Genomic DNA, 19,308 nt, shown 5'->3' on the forward strand with positions numbered 1-19,308 from the left:
GCATCTTCTTATGATGCTGGTGTATTATATTGAAAACGATTTATTTAGGAATAGTAACTACAATCGGGGTTGCCGCATATAAGTCGGACTGATAATTGTACTGTTTCTCATCTCTGATGTCCGGCAGCTCAACCACCACCTTTGCACCCCCTTTATCCGGAGAAACAGTCACGGTTTCTCCTTCCAGCGGATAAACACCTTTTGTCCGGTAGGTATAAGTGCCTGCCGCCAGAGGAGTGCTGACACGGAAAGTCAGTCTCTGCTTTTTGCCGTCCGGCATCGGATTGGAAGCAGATAAAGTCCAACTGTCACCGTTATCGCGCAGCATGATTAATGCCACATCGTCGGAAGTCACTTCAGTCTTTCCTGCGGAAATCGTTCCGGGCTTGAAGAAAGCATATTGCCAGGTCTTGTCGGCAGCGGAATATACCGCATGGGCGGAAGCCGTGTTTTCTACGGTCGTAATCTCTTTTTGCAGGTCGGCCACGCGGGCTTTCATCTCCTCTTTGCCGATATTGGGTATCAGGTAATAGGCATAACTATCATCCAGACCGCTTCCCGGAGTGACTCCGTGATTGAGGGCGATAATAAAGTTAGGCTGTTTGTCGGCTATTGCCCGGTCGGTGATATTGATTTCTTTTCCGGTTTTAATCACCAGTTGCAGCCTCTTTTTCGGCAGAATGATATATCCTTTCTCTCCTTGGTGAAGCCAGCAGACAGATTCTATATTTTCGGTGATATTCACCGATTCACCCGGATTCACAGTTTGCTCTTTACTGTTGACGCACCAGGTCAGTTCGCGGTTGAAGGCAGACTGGTCGAGGAATGTGGTGATTTCCTTTCCCTGTCCCGGACGGAGACGGGAGATGCCGCTTCCCAGTGCGATGATTTTATCCTCGATGAAGTGGTACGTTTTGAATGCGGTTGAGGAACTGTATTTCTCTTTCGGCAGATGGTGGTAGATTCCCATACCCGTTTTGCCGTCGGCCAGTACACCGGATATTTTGTTTAATCCGGGCAAAGAAGCCTGTGCGCCACCTTCGGCGGGCAGGGCGTCGGTACGCCATTCTTCCGTCAGTCCCGGCACGGCGTGCCAGTCATAATTCTTCAAAACGCGGCTGGCGTATTCATCTCCGCGTACTTTAAGTTGCAGGATACCATATCCCAGATGCCAGGACTTGCGTACCTTGCTGAAATCTTCGGCTCCTACCGTACGTTCCGATTTCAGTTTCAGGGACGCATAGAACGCAGGTTCGTTTTCGCCCCGGCGGTGCACGAGATATTCATTCACCCAATAAGCATCCGTACCCGAATATTCATGAGTATTCGCTTTGATTGCTTTGATTACTGTCTGCAATTCTTCCACTCCACTCAATTGGGTATCTTTGCTTCGGGCTTTCAGCATTTCATTGACCGCTCTGGGATAGCGCTTGGTTGCAAATCCCTTCAAATCGTCCAGATAAGAACGTCCGGCGACGAGGAAGTCCATGTGCTGCTTGTAGATTAACTTGGGATATACATTCAATAAATGGTCTAACTGGAACTGATACTGCGGGGCAGCTACTTTGAAGGGCGTGTTCTTGAAATATTGGTATCCCACGTTGCAATCCGTCAGCCATTCAAAGCCGTAGGCTACCATAGCTGCGTCAGTAGCACGGCCAATGTGGTGGGATATGGTGCCATCCGGTTGAAATCCCGACTGGATATACTTGTGTGCGGGAATATTGTATTTCGTCATCCATCGGCTGACGTCGGCTATCACTCCTTGCGGACTCCATCCGGGAGAGAAACTGAAATTCTTGAAAGGCTTATCCTTATAGAAGTCGCTATACCAGTATTGTACGTACGTCAGCGGACGGTTGTAGTCCGCCCAGATAAGCGGGAGAGCCAACATGGTGCGCGAGCGATGTCCCAGATTGGCATCTGTCCACGCTCCGGATGAATAAAGAGTATCCTGTATTTCCCCCCAGCGTTCTTTGGGGTTGTCAATAGCTCTGCGCCCCTTTATGATGGACATAAATAACTGATTATAACGTACCAGTGCATTATGCACTTTGAGGCAGGTCTCGTCATTTTCCTGCATCCCTTTCAGAATGTCAGGCATAAGGTAGAGTGCAGGCACCACCAACGGGTCTGTCAGCACCCACTGATGAGTCGGTATCTGAACGCCCGACAGCTTGTTGGCTTGAAGCAGGCTGAAAGCGTCGCCGGTGCAATTGCCGATAGGCTTCCCGTTTATTTCCACCTCTTTCCCTTCCACTGGAACAGACAGGGTATAGGCTAATATTGCTTTGTATAAAGCATCGCGCAATTCTTTCCTTTTCTCCGGCGAACCTTCCGGACCATAGACTTTCGATGTGGCATACGCATAGCCGAGTCCTCCAATCCGGTTGGCTACTTTTTCCCAGTCATATTCAATGGTTTTTGTGTTGAGATGGTCGTTCTTAGGATTGAATTCCGCTTTATAATCCTGTGGACGGGCAGTATAACATCTGAATCCGCTGAAACGTCCGTTGTTCTTTTCTAATTCATCTATTATCTCCGCTACTTCTTTGTCCGAGTATTTCATCCGGCCATACAAGCGGCTGTTGCCGATGGCATGGGGAAGGTAGCGGTCGTATAATAATGTCCATAAAGTGCTTTTAGCGATATGAACCGTAATATCGAATTTCTCTATTTCCCTGTTCCCGTCTTTCAGGGCGATTGTCATGGGATAGGAGATGGCTTTGGGGCCGGTCTTTTTCTTTTTGTCAACGCTCAATATTCCCATGATACGCTGGGATAAATCGTAGCGGGTTTCTATCTTGAACAGTGCTTCCGCAGGCTGTGTGACAATCTCGAACTTATATCCCTTGGGGATAGGAGAAGTCAGTACATCTTTATTCCTTTCCAGATGAATGCGTCCGGTAACTTCCGTTCCTTCCGGACTATTGACAGGAATATCAAAATAAGTGGCAAACACTTTTTCCTGTGCGTATGCCTGAAAACTGATGCATGAACAGATGAAACATGCAATTAAAAAAGGTAGAAAATCTTTTTTCATGGTATTGTGTTATTTAATTCTTTAACGCTGATTATGCTTTATCATGGGGGCAAAGATAGGTAACTGGACATTAAATGACTTTCAGATTCTATTTAAAGAATTTCATTTTCTGACAATAAGCTGTAAAAGACGAAATCAAAACTGATTCTGATTCATTCTGGTTTTATAATTCACTTTTGCTTTTCACAAGTTTCACCAATCCGTAAGTTGTAGTATGACAGATGTATACTGTGATTTAAGGCTCTCTTTTTAGCTTTTCACACCCTTCACTCTGTTCACACTTTTAAGAAAGAAGTCCCGGTTAAGACAAAAGTGTAGGTGCTTCCTTAATCTGAAAGGACATAAGAAAGCGAATACGATTGAATACCGGGTGGAAACAGGTAAGATGGGGTTAGCCAAATGCAGTCGGCCACATAGCTGACAGTAGTTGGCTGAATAGACAACTCTACTTGACCATATAGCCGACTGGAGTTGGCTATTGATAGATTGTGATAATCCGTATATTGTCATACGCTCCTTTCGCACAAGCCATTAGTCTGAATCCCCAGTTGTTGCCTTTCAATGATTCCTTGTCTTTATAGGAGAAACTTTCTTTTCCATTAATCAGAAAGCGTATGGTTCCGTCGATTCTTTCCACCCGGCAATGGCTGGTTGTACGCCAGTCTTCCGAAGTAACTACATCTGTTCCTTGGGCAATCATGACTTTGCCTGGAGCCCGGCGCAAATTGGCTTTCCGGCGTGACTGATGAAAGAATGAAAGGCGGTAGGTTTTCATGTCATACATCAGTTCTTCGCCCAGACCGTAGCGTGCGGGCAGGGAAGGAGCAAAGATGCTTTCTTCTTTCAGTCCGGAAGCACAAAACAGAACCATGTGCAAGGGGGCGGGCGAAAGGGGAGTGAAATCAAATTCGATGGCGAAGTTTCCGGCTGTTTTGATTTTCCGGTTCCAGATATTGAAGTGTCCGCCTGTAAATGTCGCTTCTTCCTTTCCCCGCAGGAAATACCTGGCGATGTCTTTTCCATATTTGGCTTTCATTGCCGTATAGAGATAGGGGTTGTATTCTTCCATGATGTTATCTTCGGAGATTACTCCGGCTTTCATCAAAGAGTCCATAAGCGGGAAATACAGAGGTTCCAGAATCAGTTTCCCGTTTTCTATGGATGCTTTGCCCTCTCCTTCCACCAACCAGTCGGCAAGCTCTTCTTCCGTATCGAACGTGTAGGTTGCGGATACGGTTTCTTTCGGATTTATGGCTTCTTTCGGAATTTGCGCATGAATGCTGCTATAAGCGAGCAGTAAAAGCAGCCATATAAATGTCTGTCTGATATGCATAAGGATACCTTATTTAATTGTGAGTACTTTAATATTGTCATACGCTCCTTTGGCACAAGCCATTAGTCTGAATCCCCAGTTGTCGCCTTTCAACGGCTGCTCGTCCTTGAAGGAGAAACTTTCTTTTCCGTTTATCAGGAATCGCACTGTCCCGTCGATTCTTTCCACCCGGCAACGGCTGGTTGTCGTCCAGTCTTCCGAAACCACCACATCTGCTCCCTGCGCAACCATAATCTTGCCGGGGGCACGGCGCAAGTTAGCCTTCCGGCGTGATTTATGGAAGAATGAGACGCGATACATTGCCATGTCGTACATCGTTTCGTCTTCCACTCCGTAGCGTGCGGGTAGGGAAGCATCGAAAACGCTTTCTCCTTCCAAGCCGGAGCCGCAGAACATCAGCATGTGCAAGGGAGCGGGTGAAAGCGGGGTGAAATCAAATTCGATGGCAAAGTTATCGGATGTCCGGATGCGCCGGTTCCATACGTTGAAATGGCCGCCCATGAATACGGGCTTTCCTTTTCCTAAAAGAAAATAGTTTCTGACGTCTTTTCCGTATTTGGCTTTCATGGCTGCATAGAGATAGGGCTCGTATTCTTTCATGCGGTTGTCGTCAGAGATTGCTCCGGCTTTCATCAACGTTTCCATAAGTGGAAAGAACAGAGGTTCCAGAATCAGCTTTCCGTTTTCGATATACGCTTTGCCTTCTCCTTCCACCAGCCAGTCGGCAATTTCTTCTTCGTTGTCGAAAGTGTAAAAAGCCGATATGGTTTCTTTGGAGCTTTGAGAGTAAGCGCCGCAATAAGCGAACAGTAGAATTAGAAAGATAGATACTTGTTTCATATTCATAATAGTCAATTAGGGATTTGTTTTATGTTCATAGCCGACAGCCCGTGTGGAAGCCGGGATATAATCCGTTTGTTCCGTCACGCCATATCTGCCGTTCGATTGGTCGTAGAGTAAAGAAGAACGGGGAGACTTCCGGAGATACATACTTCCGTCGATGACCGGGTTGTCTGCCGAATAGCTGAATAGCGCGCTGTTTGTCCGGTTGGTGACTATCAGTTCGGCCGGTTGGGAGGGACTTAGGACGGCTTGGATGCTCCAGTCGTCACATTGGAAACTGTCTCCGGTACGTACGATTGCCGGAGCCTGTTCCGAATCCGGCGTAATCTGAATAATAGTCAGGATACGGTTTTGGGCGCAAGGACCGTAGGTTGCAGTCAGATGCCATTGGGCAGGAGCGGGGGTGGCAGGCGGTACAACAAACTGGTCGGTTTGCGAGTATTCAAAAGAAGAATTGCTGAATTGCCGAACAACGGTTTTGAATCCTTTCGTCGTGTTTTCGGTGACACTCATGTTCCTGTCCTTGTCTAGTTGGAATTGCGTGGGGCTGTGCAGGAGCCAGTCCCAGCGGACAGCTTCGGAAGCCTCCAGTTCGTCGTAGATGACTACGGTATAAGGATGCAGCAACAACAGGTGGCGCAGGTATTTGGTAAGCGGAGTTTTGCCGAATCCGTTTTCCGGAGTTTGGGTGATGCCTGCGGCTGCAAAGGCGGTCACCCACATCGGGTCGTCGCTGATGCCGCTATAAGCGTGGGAGGCATCTCCGAGACAATAGGAAATGTGGTCGCCGCCCATGGCACGGGTGACGTTGCCGTATCCTTTCAAGGAATAAGGCTGGCCGATGCCGTTGACTAAAATAGTGTTGTGGGCGCGGGTATGGCGGTAAGACATCAAGTTGTGCGCGTCGCTGAAGTTCTGGTAGTATCCGCTGCTGCGGTACACATCCACTCCTTTGTAAAGGAGATTGAAACTGTTTTGATTGGCTACCGTATGGCTGCCCGAAGCAAAGGTGCTGGAACGGAAGCCGATAGCCATATCCTGTTCCGGATTCGCCAGATGGGTATGTATGGCAACTTCTCCCGCATCTTTATACCAGATGAGCTTGGGAGTGTTCGATGGCAGTTCGGTGGCATAGCTTTGAGTGCGTACCATGCGGTAGAGCCTGAACTCATAGTCTTGCTGTACCAACTCCTTGCATTGGTCGGCATACCAGCCCGAATACGGGTCGGCGTTCTCTTTAGCCAGAAAGTCGGCAAAAGCGGCTAATACCCGGCTCGGCTCTTCTCCGCTCTCGCTTCCGTCACCGAATCCGATACTTTTGGAGTGGGGTGGACTGGTATAGACCAGTGCTTTCCCTGCGTTCAGATACCACGGATGTTTCAGGAAATCATTTCGTGTGATGTGCGAGAAGAGGGAAGGAATATAATACAGTGTCTTTATGTTGGTGGCGATATAGCCCGTTCCGTTATGCCATATTCCGTCCCGGTTGAACCCCGAAGCCGGTGCGCGGGCACTCCATATTTCATAATAGTATTCCAGCATCGGGAGAATTTCGTCCGCATAGGCTGCTTTATCGTAAAGGATGAAGCAAGCCTGGAACAATATGCGCATATTGTGTTGCCAGAAGTGGTTATCGAAAATATGGTTTTCCTGTCTTCCGCAGTTTGATTGGAAATAGTAGCGCGAAACACGCATCAACAGTTCTTCAATTCCGAGCTTTTCTTCCGGAGCCAGTTCGTTGTAGAGTAAGTCGTAGATTTCGATAAAGCTGATGGCGATATCCGTAGCGCCGAAATTACTGGCAAACAGTTGGGAGTCCGATACGGGATATGCCAGCAGAATGGTCAGTATCTCGTGCAGTTTGTCTGCATATTTTTTGTCTTGTATCAGGTGATAGGCTTGATACAGATGTTGGACGGAGTTTTTTATTTGGGCGGCTGCGTCGTAAGGGTTGGGAAGAAGAGAGTAATCCGTGCCCAATGCCGTTTGTGCACGGCCTGTTAATTGTTTGTATTCGGGATGCGACTTGACATTACGCCGTGCCTGTTCCAGTCCGTTGTCGAGAAAACAGAACAGGCGGGGATGAGTGCGGGGAGCATTCTTGAGCAATGTCTCAAAGGTAGGAGTTACGAATTTGGGCGTTTCGTCTTTTACTTCAAAAGAGTAGGTTTCGCTCCATGCCTGTTCGGTTCCGTCATTGCCGACAGAGCGGAAGCGCCAGTACCATGTACCGCTTTTGAGTGTCCGGTGCGCATTGTACATGCACCATTGCCGGGGAGTGGATACAGTGGTTTCCGTATCAGGAAAGTCTTTCGACTGTGAAAAGGCAAATTGAAGTTTGTCTCCGGTCTTCATGGCTTGGGGCACGATGAACGGAGCGGGATTGATGTAGAGTTCATTGTCCGCTTTAGGATAGGGCTTTTCCCGTGTCTTGTCGTGTAAGGCATCGGGAGATTCTCCCGGCTGTTCCGTTCCCGTGTCTGTCGGTTCGGGAAGTGCATCGTCGCTGCAAGCAGTGCCTAAAAACAGGCAGGCAAGCATGAAGAAAAGAGTGCTGAAGCGGAGAGTTGTTTTCATAAGGATGAATTAAATAAAAGATTGATTGGGAGATAAATCGGAAATAAAACGAAATTAAATAGCAAATAAAGAGGAAAAGCCGATAAGCAAGGCTAGCAGGGGATGCCTTGCTTATCTTGGCTCTTCTATTGTGTTTCGCTTTTGGCTGTTTATTCCAAGATAGTGAGGATAGGACGGATTTGTCCTTGCACACCGGCTTTTTGCGGATCTGAATTAAATATTGCCTGCGTTCTGGTATTGGTATCTAATACACCGTCGGTTAACGTTACAGGGGTAATTGTTTTATTACTGATACTGCTGGAAAGTAAGTAACGTGCAGATGTAGTGTGAACAAACTGGTTGGCACCCTCTATGGCATTTACGGCTTCAACGAATACATTGTTGGCTGGAGTTTCCTCAAAACCGTGATATTTAATCATTGTTTCTTTTAACTCTTCGATAGAAGGTATATACCATCCACTGGACTTTTCGGGAGTGGCTGTTTTTTCTTTGAATGCGATAAAGTCGAGAAGTAGTGGATAAGAGGTACTGTTGTCTGTATAGCGGCTGTCCGCTAAAAAGGCTTTCGTATTTTCATAGCCTGTTTTTACCAATTCCATACCGGTGAAATCAATTGTACCATTCATAGCTTTATCACAGAATTCTTTACGTGTATTGCTCGGCGCGCTTTCCAAAGCCATCACATATCCTTTGATACGGGTATATTCACCATAATTGCTTGCTTCATCGCCGTTTATAGCTTTAGTGGCAAATACAACTCCGATACATGGGTTTTCGGCATCCGTCCTCAGTTCCGAAGAATATTCACCGTTCTTATAATAGTAATCACCAATTTTCGGGTCGATAGTCGGTTCTGTCGGTTCAACGTCTCCTCCGTCTATATCCGGATTCCAATCACCGAAATCAGTATCAATCTGTCCGTTGTTTTGTGATTCGGCTACAAGGTATCCTCTTACCAGTGTGCGTGTGTTCTTTTTCACCGGCACATTGGCGGGAATGGCGACTGTACGGCCACCGTCGGTAGTTACAAAAGTCAGTCCGATTTCTCCCAGAGCGTCGTTGTCTGCAAAGATATAGCATGAGAAGAGTCTTAAATCAAATCCTTCTCCTTCTTGTTCTCCTGTGCCGATAGGAGCAGTAGCCGGAAGAACGGCTTCCACTGTTTCCGTAGAAATCTTACCTGTCGATACATCGAATCCGCCAGGAATTTCCTGACTGATACTGACAGAAGTACATTTAGCGAAATTCTCCTTACTCTTGTCCGATACAATCAGTTTGGCAAACGGACGAATCAATGTGACACTAAGCGGATTCTCTAACGTTGCCTGACTTTTCTCGAAAGTTCCGTTGCCGGAGAATGCGTCACACGCATCGGTGTTATAAAGCAAAGCCGGATCTTTGATTGTAATCTTTGTAAGGTCTTCCGTGTTATAAAACTTGTCGGTGTAGCGGCCTGTCACAGGATCTTTTTCCTGTCCGTTGGCTTCAATGAAGTCAGCCCACATCTTGTAGTTGTACGTACCAGCTTCTTCAAGGGCAAAAGTAAAGGAGAGTTTACCGTCCGCATTGCCTTCAGTTCCCAGTTTCTCTTCTCTATACACCCGGTCGCCGTTTTCATTCGTTATTTCGAGGATGCAACGCAGGTAATGTCCGTCTGCTGACGGAACGGCACGTGTTTGGGCAAATTCCTTCGGTAGTTCGGCGGAGATATTGACCAGCTTATTCCGGCTGTCCGAAGTAGTTGGGTCATTCTCCTGACTACATGAGGCGAATAATCCCATGAATAGCGTAATCGCTAAATAGGCAAAGTTCTTTTTCATAATGGTAATGATTAAAGTGTATAATAATTATTAGTTGTTTTTTACAATAGGAGTTACATCTATGATGATGTCCTCGTCGTTGAAATCAGGGTCGAAACTGATACCCGGACTGGCTGTCAGGAAATATCCCCGGATGTTTGTTTCTTTGTTCCGTTGATAGGGGATTTTCAGATTCTGGTAACGGGCTACCACGGTTTTACTCTCATTCGTTATCTCGATAGTCACCGGAATGGACGATACGGATTCATTGTTGATAAGCAGATAGTCGAAACCGATGTTGAACTCTTCTTTGTTTTCCTCTTTCTGGAGAGTTGCCAGGTCAACCGTCTTATTGTACTCTATATATTGCAAAGAGTTTTTCAGTCTGCCGGTGAACACATCAAACCCTGTGGGCAGATAGTAGTTGTATTTGACAGTCATGGTAAATCTTTTTCCGGTGATTTCCTTGTCGGTCACTTTCTTCAGGAATTTGGCTACATCCGTTGCTATCAGGTTGTACGATGCCATCGGACGAAGCATCTTGACATCTACGGGAACGGTTACGTTCCACTGGTCGCGATAGGCACTCAAATCCAATGGGGTATTTCCGTAGAAAGCGTCGTGGTATCGGGAGTTTCCCTTGTAGGGTGTGGCACGTAGTATGAATGCCATGTCCGTTGCATCATAGAAAGTCTGATAAGTTTCCTCTTCCGGCTTTTCCACATAGTCTGCCCATACGGCAAGCTGATACTTACGGGCATGTAACTTCATGCTAAGCGGGATATTGACAGTTGTTTCACCGCTCTGCATTTCCTGATAGATAACCTGACCGGCTACTTTTTGCGAGCCTTCGTAAACGGCAACGACAAAACGATGCAAGTAGGTGGTGGCTGCCGCGCGTGTACCGCGATTCACATTTACGGGGTCAAACGACGTTTCCAGTGTCAGGTTCGTCATGATGTTGACAGCGGTGGGGTCTACTCCGAGTTCACCGTCGGCCGTCAATTCCGGTTCTTCATAAAGGCAACTGCTTACGAAAACCGACAGTAACAGCAAACAGCCCAACGTGCGGATAATGGATATATAGGTATTCTTTTTCATAATCAAACAGACTTAAAAATGATAGGACAGTGATAGACCGAGACGGGTGATTCCCCAGTAATTCCGGCTTTTTGTTTCAATCAGAGCACCGTTGTCTATATTATAATAGGTATTATACTTCATGTTGGCATAGCCGGCTCCCAAGGTAAATTCCGCTCCCCAATGTTTGGAAAAAGGGAGTTTGTATCCGTAGCTGACACCTGCGCCCAATAACGGACGCCCCGTGTTCTGATAACGGTTTTCGTCCCATTTCACGTTGAACAATGCCATGTGTGCGTGTACACCGAAGAAATGGCCTGTCCCTGCTTTTTCCAACCACCAGCGTCCTTCCGGCTGAACGGCAAAAGTACGGACTGCGTGTTTGTCACTGATGTCCCAGCCGCTGAACATGACGGGAAGCTCTACGGAAATATGCTCGCTGCATTGTATCTCGAAAGCCAGATTCGGCACGGCGATTGCATCATAAGCAATATTGGTCTTGAACGCCCGGTAGCGTTCGGAAGTTTTCTTCGGATGAGGCTTCTTTTTAGGCTTGGCTGCCGTTTCTTTCCGCTCCTTCCCGATGGCTTTGACTGCTTGGGTCTTTGCTGTCTCCACTTTTCCCGTTTCCGCATTGGGTTTGAACACAATTTCTTTCTCGCTTGCGGAAGTCTGTATGCGCGGACGTTTACCTTCCTGTTTCTGTGGATGCTGCGGATGTTGCAGTTCTTCGGAAGGAGAACCGGCTATGGCTGTCATGGAGCAGAACAGCAGCAGGAATCCTTGTACTAAGTATCTTTTTGTTTTCATATGTTTCTTATAATCGGTTAGATTTCCAGTTCCGGACGTTTGTCTACAAGAGTCGTTTCATAGCCGTCTTCACGTACTATCGTCGCTCCGCCTTTATAGGTGATGTTTACATCTTCCCCTTTCCGGGTAGAGCGGATGAAAAACGAAGGAGTACCCTCTGCCGAGACATTCACCTTGATAATCCAGCTCCCCACTTTGATGCGTCCGTCGGGAAGTATCTCCGGGTCGGCGACAGGGCGGGAGAGAAGATGTGTGTTTATAATGGTGGCAAAACGGTACGTCTTCTGTTTCTCGGAAGTCGCTGTGAAATGCCAATGGTTGGGATAAGCGGCAAACTGTCCTTTGGCATCTGCGCGCAACCAGTTTACAGCCGGAGCAAAGAACTGGCTGGTCGTATCGGTCTTTAATGTGCCGCTTGAAAAAAGATAAGCGTCGGAAGCTCCGTTTTTGTTGGTAGCCTGTATGTGTACGAACTTATCTTTCTTGGTGACATTCATCGGATGGATGACCGTATGCAGCAGATAGTCCCAGGTGACAGGTTCGTCGGCTTCCAGTTCGTCGTAGATGAATACTAATCCGGTCTTGCCTAAAGCGACGGTGTGACGTCTGAAAGTTTTCAGGTGGTTCTTGTCCCAGCCGTTGGCAGGAGTGTATTCTATTCCGCCTTCTTTTCCGCGTTCCAGCCAGATAGGGGAGATTTCTTCGCCGTAAGCGTTGGAAGCGTCCCCCAAGAGGTAGCCGATTTTTTCGCCTATATAGTAACGGGGAATCCAACCGTACCCTTCCGTACCGATACGCTGTCCCATGCCGTTCACCAGGATAGTGTTGTGAGCGCGGGTGGAACGGTGGCAAAGCATACTGTGCTTGTCTACAAATGCGATGTGGTGACCGCTACTGTAAAAGAGCGAGCTTCCGCCGAAGAATGTGTTGAATGCGTTCTGGTTGGCAATGGCGTGCGAGGTACTGCCGTAAGGGCTGCTTCGGAAACTGAACATGGCGTTTCCACCCACACGCTCCCAGTTGGTCATAAAGGAAGCCAGTCCGCTTTCCGGGAAAACATACCCCATCGGGAGATTGGCAAGCCCTTCGCCTTCGGGCAACGGTCTGTCGCATTGCAGGCGGAACCATGCCAGGCTGCCGGATTTGGAAGTCAGGAAACGTTTGTGGAAGTCGGGAGTAGTGGCGATGCGGCGCACATAATCGGCGGCATACGTATTGCCGGTCATGCGGGCTAATGCGTCGGCATATCCCACACGGATAGAGTTCGGCTTCATATTTCCCTGGTGTCCGCTACCGTTGCCGGCTGATTTGGAGAAAGGGGGCTGCTGGTAGAGGGTGTACATCACGGAACCCTGATACCACGGGTCGTTGAAGAAGTTGAATCCTGTGACGGTGGTATAGAAGTAGGGCACTTCGACAAGCGTGCGGAAATTGACCGCAAAGTAACCGTCGCCATTGTGCCAGGCTCCATCTTTGTTCAGACCGGGAAAACGTGCCAGCCAAACGTTGTAGCAGTAATCCGCCCATGTATCCGCTTCGGGGAGCTCACCGTACACGCTGAATGCTGCAAATGTGAAAATGCGCAGGGTCATCTGCCATACGTGATTGTCGGCTATATGATTTTCCAACCGGTTGTTGAAGTTATTGTAGGATTCACTGCCACGTTTTTTAATCTCTTTCAGCAAAGTTTGCTTCTGCCCTTCGTCCAGCAGGTCGTAGAATGAATCATAAGCCAATGAGCTGAGCGAAAGCATGGTAAAAGCGTTGAAGTCGCCCATGACATTTTTGTTCTCATCCCAGCCGACCATTTCTATCACACGCTTTATAGCTTCTTTGCTATATTTCGTGTCCTGTGTCAGCAGATAGGCACGTATCAGCAGCTCTACATTGGCTTCTTCCTGATCGATGATGCGGCGGCTTTCCCTGGTTAACATGGCACTGCGCTGCATGGCGTTGTCCAGACCGTCAGCCAGTTTGGTATTGATGTTATTGACAGACTGCATCGGAGTCTTCAATACTTTATCGGCTTGTTCCAAATACCACTGGTACTCCGGTTTCGACCGGCTGTTTTTCATAAAGTCCGCCCATTGGTCTTTCTGCACCAATATACGCGGATGACTTTTGGAAAGGTTTGCCTGCATCGTCTTGAATGATGGCGGGCAGAACTTGTCCGGATGGGCTTCAACCGTGAACTGCAAAACGGAAGACCATTGAGTCTTTCCTCCTTCATTCACATATCCGTATTGCCAGTACCATACACCGGGAGCTAAATCTTTCTCCGGATTGAAGAAAGGCCAGCGGGTCTCTTCCTGAATCACATTACTTTTCAGCGCTGCATCTTGCGAGTAGCGTAACTGGTATTTCAAACGGGACTTGTCTACTTTCTTCTTGCGGGACTTCATTCCGTCCAATACTTCTTCGGAAGTATCTATATCTGCCTGCAAAGGCCATTGGAACGAGACTGCACGGTCGGACACCGTTGCTTTGTCCAACGGCGACGGGGTGGCACGCATCTCGTGCATAAGCGTTACGTCGGTAAGTCTGATCCGTGCCGGCTTCTCTTGTGCCTGTACACCGGACACCAGACAACAAAGTAGTATGCTGCTGATTAATTTCTTCATGGTATTATTTAATAATTAGGATTGTTTTTGCTTTCAAACATCGGATTCAACTGTAGTTCGTCTAGCGGAATAGGGAATAATTCATGTTTGCCCTTTTGGAAATTGTCTCCGGCAGGATAAGAACTCTTCACTGATGAACGGCTGCTGAACAAGGTTAATGCCTCTTTGATAACTCCCCAGCGGATAAGGTCGTATTTACGTTGCCCTTCAAAAGCGAGTTCAAAACCACGCTCCCAATAAAGTGCCGTACGGAACTTGCCGGCATCGTCAGCATCGGAAATAAAGTTGAGTTTGTACACTTTCTCTTTCATCAGTTCGGTGTAATTTTCTGTGGTAATTTCTCTGGCTCCGGCACGTTTGCGTACGCTGTTGAGCAGTTTCCATGCTTCGGATGTATCACCCGTTTCATTGTAGGCTTCGGCTGCCATCAGTACGACATCCGCATAGCGCAGATAGCAGAAGTTGACATCGGTAACGTTCGGGTTCTTGTATCCGATAGGCATCCATTCGCGGCGCCATTTGCCGGGATACCAGTCTTTTCCGTTCTTGTTAACCACTTTCACGTGATTGTAGATTTCTTTGTCCCAGTTGTATTTGTAGTCGCAAATCATCACGTCACGGCGTTCGTCCCCCGTTATTACATTACCGTCTGCGTCTTCTTCCTGTACGTCAAAGAATGCTTTCCATTCGGGAACCACCCGGAACATCGCATTGGCACGTCCCATGAACTGGTTGACTTCAGTGACGGAGATGCCGGGATGCGCAACCAGCGGGCCGATGTAAGTCCCCCAGTATCCTTTGGCTCCTGTATTTCCGTCCGGACTATAAAATGCGATTTCAAAGATGCTTTCTACAGAGTTAAGTGTTCCTGCCGAGAAACCTTTGAACAGCTCTCTGTAACCTTCGGGATAGAAATCATGATAGCCGTTTGCTTTGAACTCTTCCCACTCTTCGATGACAGCTTCAAAATATTCTTTGCGCTTGGCATCGTCCGGGCGGGTAATGCTTCCGTTCATTTGAAGACTGTATCCGGCACGTTGCAATAGTACGCGCATAAGCAATCCGCGTGCAGCGCCTTGGGTGATTTTCTCCGGGGTAACGGCCGGGGTAGCCCAGGATAAATGAGTCTTGGCAAAATTCAGGTCGTCAATAATCTGGTCGTAGATTATTTCTCTGCTGCAACGTGGTTGGAAGACATTTTTGTCTACATTCGTAGAAGTCGTTTTGAAGGGAACATCTCCCCAGTAACGCACCAGATTGAATGCATACAAGGCTCTCAGGAATTTAGCTTCTCCGACCAGTGATTGCAGCTCTTTGTCTTTCTCATAATCAGCCATGCCTTCAATACCTTCAACGGTATAATTGGCACGTTCAATTCCGGTGTAGTTGCCTTGCCAGACGCTATTTACCCATGTGTTTGAACTGGTCACTTTGTAGTGGGCGATGTCCCGCCGGCCTTTGTCCGAAGTCACTCCCGACACATAATAAGTATCGTCCGAACAGGGAAATGCCATGTCCATATACCCATAAAGTTCCGGAAGTCGTTCGTATACTCCGGTAACGGCCATGGCGGCCTTTGCCTTTGTGGAGAATATGTCCTTTTTCTCGTAATAAGAGTTGGGGTCTTCAGTCAACAGGTCGGCACAGGAAGTATTGAGCAGGCCTCCTGCCAGTATACCGAGCGCATAAAGATATGTTTTGTAGATTTTCATTTTTCCGTTATTTTAAGGTGAATTAAAAGGTCACATTCAGACCGAATACGTAGGAATGGCTTCTCGGATATGCTCCGTAGTCTACTCCGGGAGTCAGGTTGCTGCCTTTGGTAGAAACTTCCGGGTCGAATCCGGTATAGGGAGTCCAGACAAACAGGTTGCTGCCTGTCGCATACAGGCGGAGTTTCTGGATGCCGGCTTTCCGTATCCATTTTCTGGGGAAGTTGTACCCGATAGTCACGTTGCTTAGCCGCAGGTAAGAGGCATCTTCTACTGCCCATGAGTGGATATAGGTGTCTCCCTGTTCCATATCGTTGACAACGGCTGCGCTTTTGCCTGCATTTAATGCGGCAAGCTCTTGCGGGTCTGTTATAATGTCACCATTCCGGTTGATGGTCATCCAGCGCTTGCTGCTGTTCACTGCATCCAGTACATTGTATCCGGATTTGCCGGCTTGGGTATTGGTCAGTTTGGTGGCATTCAATACTTCGCCTCCGTAGGAGAAGGTAAAGAATATGCTCAGGTCGAAATTCTTATAAGTGAAAGTGTTGTTCAATCCGCCGAAGAATTTCGGATTGGCTTCACCGATAACCGTCTGGTCGTTTTCATCAATCACTTTGTTCCCGTCGGTATCGGCAAATTTCCACATACCCGGTTGCGTTTCACTGCGGGAACCTCTGTAAGGGATTCCTTCTTTCAATGTGTATTTTTTAGTGTTCGGGTCATAATCAAAGTCCTCTACCTGATAAAGTCCGAGGGTACGGTATCCGTAGAACTGTCCGATTGACTTGCCTACTTCTATCTTGTGTGTCTTTTGGTTATAACCGAATTTGGCTTCTTCGAGGAAGAATTGCTCTCCGGACAATGCTTTGATCGTATTCTTGTTGTGAGACAAGTTGAAGTTGGTATTCCATGTGAAGTTGCGTTTTTGTATGTTGACGGAACTGATGGTCAGGTCGACGCCGATGTTCTGCGTCTTTCCGATATTGCGAATCATATTGCTGTATCCTGAAGAGCTGGGTATGCGTGAGTTCAGGAGTAAGTGGGTACTTTCGTTCACGTAAAACTCCGGGGATATAGTCAGGCGTTGTTCCAGAAAACCTAAATCCAGTCCGATATTGAGTGTGTTGTTGGATTCCCATTGAAGCATTTCGTTCGGGATAGCGGTCGGTACGTATCCGGGCATATTACTTTCACCATTCGGATATTTCACGGAATTCAGCAGGTTCAGTGAAGCATAACTGCCGATGCGGTTGTTGCCCGACATACCATACCCGACACGTAACTTCAGGTCGGAAAACAAGTTCAGGTTCTTGATAAACTTCTCCTCGCCCATACGCCATGCGGCAGAAACGGAAGGGAAAAGTCCCCATTTCTTGTCCTCACTGAATTTGGAAGAACCGTCGGCACGTAAAGTAGCGGTCACCAGATATTTTTCTCCGAAATTGTAATTGAACCGGGTGAAGAAGGACAGTAATTTGTCATCGTAATTGGCATTGGAAGTAATGGAACCCGGAATGCCGAGGTTCATATCATCCAGGTTAATATCGTTATTGGGGAAATTGGTGGCACTGGCGCGCATATTGCGTGTCCATCGTGATACCCATTCCTGTCCGAGCATAGCGACTAATTTATGCTTTTTTTTCTTGTATTCATAGTTGAGCACATTGGAAGTCTGGAAGCTGCTGTTTTCCGCGTATTGGATATATCCGTTGGCGCTGGAACGTTTTCCGATGCTGGATTTCTCTCCATAAAAGACATCAAAGCGCGTGGTTTGGTAACGCATACCGGTATTGTTGCGGAAACTGAATCCTTTGGCAATATTGAAAGTCAGCCCTCCATTGGCTTGGAAAGTACGCAATTGCCTTTTGTTTATTTCTTGGGCGGCAGAGGTGAGCGGATTCTGCATCGGATTGCCTTCTTCGTCGGTGATATTGTCTTCTTCATTCTTCAGCAGGCTCTCGTCATCTCCATAGATCCCTTTGGTGGGGCGATATTGCAGGATATGCTCCATCTTGTTGAAACGGGTGGACTGGTCGGAAGTCCCCATACCATATATATAGGTCTGGTCGTAGTTTACACGGGCATTGACAGAAATACGCTTGGTAGGTTTGTGGGAAAGGCTGAATGAAATATTATGCTTGTCGTTTCCGCTGTACTGCATAGCTCCAAGGTCTTTGAAATAAGTATAGTTCAGGGAGTATTGCAGTTCCTTGTTTCCTCCGGAGATGCGTACACGGTAATTCTGTGAAGTGGCTACTCTTCCTAAAGTCTCTTCCTGCCAGTCGATTCCGGCGTAGTTGCCGTAGTTTTCATCAATATCCAGGAAAGAACCGTAGATAGACTGGAAACTTTTCACTCCTGTTTCACCGTTGAATTGTAATCTGCGCTCATAATCCAGCAGGACAAACTCCTTGGTAGAGAGTACCGGCAGTTTGCGTGCCAGAGTCTTCACGCCTACATAACTGTCGAAACTGATACTCATCTTGGAACCGTCTTTGTTTCCTTGCTTTGTGGTGATTACCACTACCCCGTTTGCTCCGCGTGCACCGTAAATGGCAGTTGCCGAGGCATCTTTCAGGATATCAATCGTTTCAATCTCGGCAGGGTCGATAGTAGACATTCCGTCTTCGCTGGGGAAGCCGTCGATAATATAAAGAGGTTCATTACTTTGCGTAATGGAAATACCACCGCGTACACGTATGGAAATGGTAGAACCCGGAGCACCTTCACTTTGGGTTATTTGTACACCTGCCACCCGTCCCGCCAATGCTTGGGTGACGTCGGAAGTAGGCATTCTCATCAAATCTTCGCTTTTTACAGAAACCACAGAACCGGTCAGGTCACTACGCTTACTGGTTCCGTAACCTACCACAACCACCTCGTCCAATGCTTTGGCATCACTTTGCAGCGTGACATTGACGACCGTTTTTCCTTTTACGTGTACTTCCTGTGTTTTCATTCCTATATAAGAGAATACGAGAATGTCTTTAGCGGCATTGTTTACCTGAATCTTGTAATTTCCGCTTAAATCACTGATTGCACCGACGCCGGGAGTACCTTTCAGAGTAATGTTGGCACCGATCACCTCAAGACCTTCCGAGTCTATGACCTTTCCGGTGACAGTCAGGTTTTGTGCTTTGACCGTAAGTGCGGTGCAAAGGCAAACCGCAAGAAAGAGAAGTTTTTGAATGTTTTTCATATCAATTCTATTCGTTGTTTTCTGGATTAAGAATCTATGGCAAAGATAGATGCTTTTCTTTCTATTACTATTTTAGTATTGTTTTTCCTTTTTTTGAAAACAGATAGAGGGCTTTTGAAATCGTCTAAAACCCTTTAGAATTTATCCCGATACCTGTTGTGATGCTTGTAGGGAAGGTGGCAGATCTCTGTTACACCTTATTTATATAATAGTCTGAATTATAATTTACTTTGAAATCTTCCAGAAATGACTTTTTGTTTTCCGATAATATCTTTATATCTCTTGTTA

At 47.2% G+C, this 19,308-nt stretch carries 10 protein-coding genes; all 10 read right to left on the reverse strand.

Annotation, left to right across the window (positions count from 1 at the left end; translation table 11 throughout):
* Window positions 1-40 precede the first annotated feature (40 nt).
* Window positions 41-3,043, reverse strand: a complete 3,003-nt coding sequence (locus tag AB3G73_RS21100) for a polysaccharide lyase family 8 super-sandwich domain-containing protein (RefSeq protein WP_367745564.1) — start codon at window positions 3,041-3,043, stop codon at window positions 41-43.
* A 475-nt stretch (window positions 3,044-3,518) separates the two neighbouring features.
* Window positions 3,519-4,376, reverse strand: a complete 858-nt coding sequence (locus tag AB3G73_RS21105) for a DUF1961 family protein (RefSeq protein WP_367745565.1) — start codon at window positions 4,374-4,376, stop codon at window positions 3,519-3,521.
* A gap of 9 nt (window positions 4,377-4,385) precedes the next feature.
* Complete coding sequence (locus AB3G73_RS21110) at window positions 4,386-5,216, reverse strand: DUF1961 family protein (protein ID WP_229118797.1); 831 nt, start codon at window positions 5,214-5,216, stop codon at window positions 4,386-4,388.
* A 15-nt stretch (window positions 5,217-5,231) separates the two neighbouring features.
* A complete protein-coding gene (locus tag AB3G73_RS21115; protein WP_367745723.1) occupies window positions 5,232-7,760 on the reverse strand; it encodes a DUF4962 domain-containing protein in 2,529 nt (842 codons plus the stop codon).
* Between the two features lie 185 nt (window positions 7,761-7,945).
* Window positions 7,946-9,616 (reverse strand): DUF6562 domain-containing protein, encoded by a 1,671-nt coding sequence (locus tag AB3G73_RS21120; RefSeq protein ID WP_234132362.1) that lies wholly within the window; start codon window positions 9,614-9,616, stop codon window positions 7,946-7,948.
* Between the two features lie 30 nt (window positions 9,617-9,646).
* Window positions 9,647-10,696: a DUF6562 domain-containing protein gene (locus tag AB3G73_RS21125; RefSeq protein WP_148366563.1), complete on the reverse strand. Its 1,050-nt coding sequence runs from the start codon at window positions 10,694-10,696 to the stop codon at window positions 9,647-9,649.
* A gap of 12 nt (window positions 10,697-10,708) precedes the next feature.
* Window positions 10,709-11,485 (reverse strand): DUF3575 domain-containing protein, encoded by a 777-nt coding sequence (locus AB3G73_RS21130; RefSeq protein ID WP_195648638.1) that lies wholly within the window; start codon window positions 11,483-11,485, stop codon window positions 10,709-10,711.
* A gap of 17 nt (window positions 11,486-11,502) precedes the next feature.
* The gene (locus tag AB3G73_RS21135; RefSeq protein WP_367745566.1) at window positions 11,503-14,106 is read right to left on the reverse strand and encodes a DUF4962 domain-containing protein; all 2,604 of its coding nucleotides are present in this window, start codon (window positions 14,104-14,106) and stop codon (window positions 11,503-11,505) included.
* Window positions 14,107-14,114: 8 nt separating this feature from the next.
* Window positions 14,115-15,818 carry a RagB/SusD family nutrient uptake outer membrane protein gene (locus tag AB3G73_RS21140; protein WP_258979437.1) on the reverse strand — a complete coding sequence of 568 codons (1,704 nt, stop codon included), beginning with the start codon at window positions 15,816-15,818 and terminating at the stop codon, window positions 14,115-14,117.
* A 22-nt stretch (window positions 15,819-15,840) separates the two neighbouring features.
* Complete coding sequence (locus AB3G73_RS21145; protein ID WP_367745567.1) at window positions 15,841-19,020, reverse strand: SusC/RagA family TonB-linked outer membrane protein; 3,180 nt, start codon at window positions 19,018-19,020, stop codon at window positions 15,841-15,843.
* Window positions 19,021-19,308: the final 288 nt, after the last annotated feature.

Origin of the sequence: Bacteroides sp. L008, from assembly GCF_040812255.1 — a bacterium.
In the GTDB taxonomy this organism is placed as follows: Bacteria; Bacteroidota; Bacteroidia; order Bacteroidales; family Bacteroidaceae; genus Bacteroides; species Bacteroides vicugnae.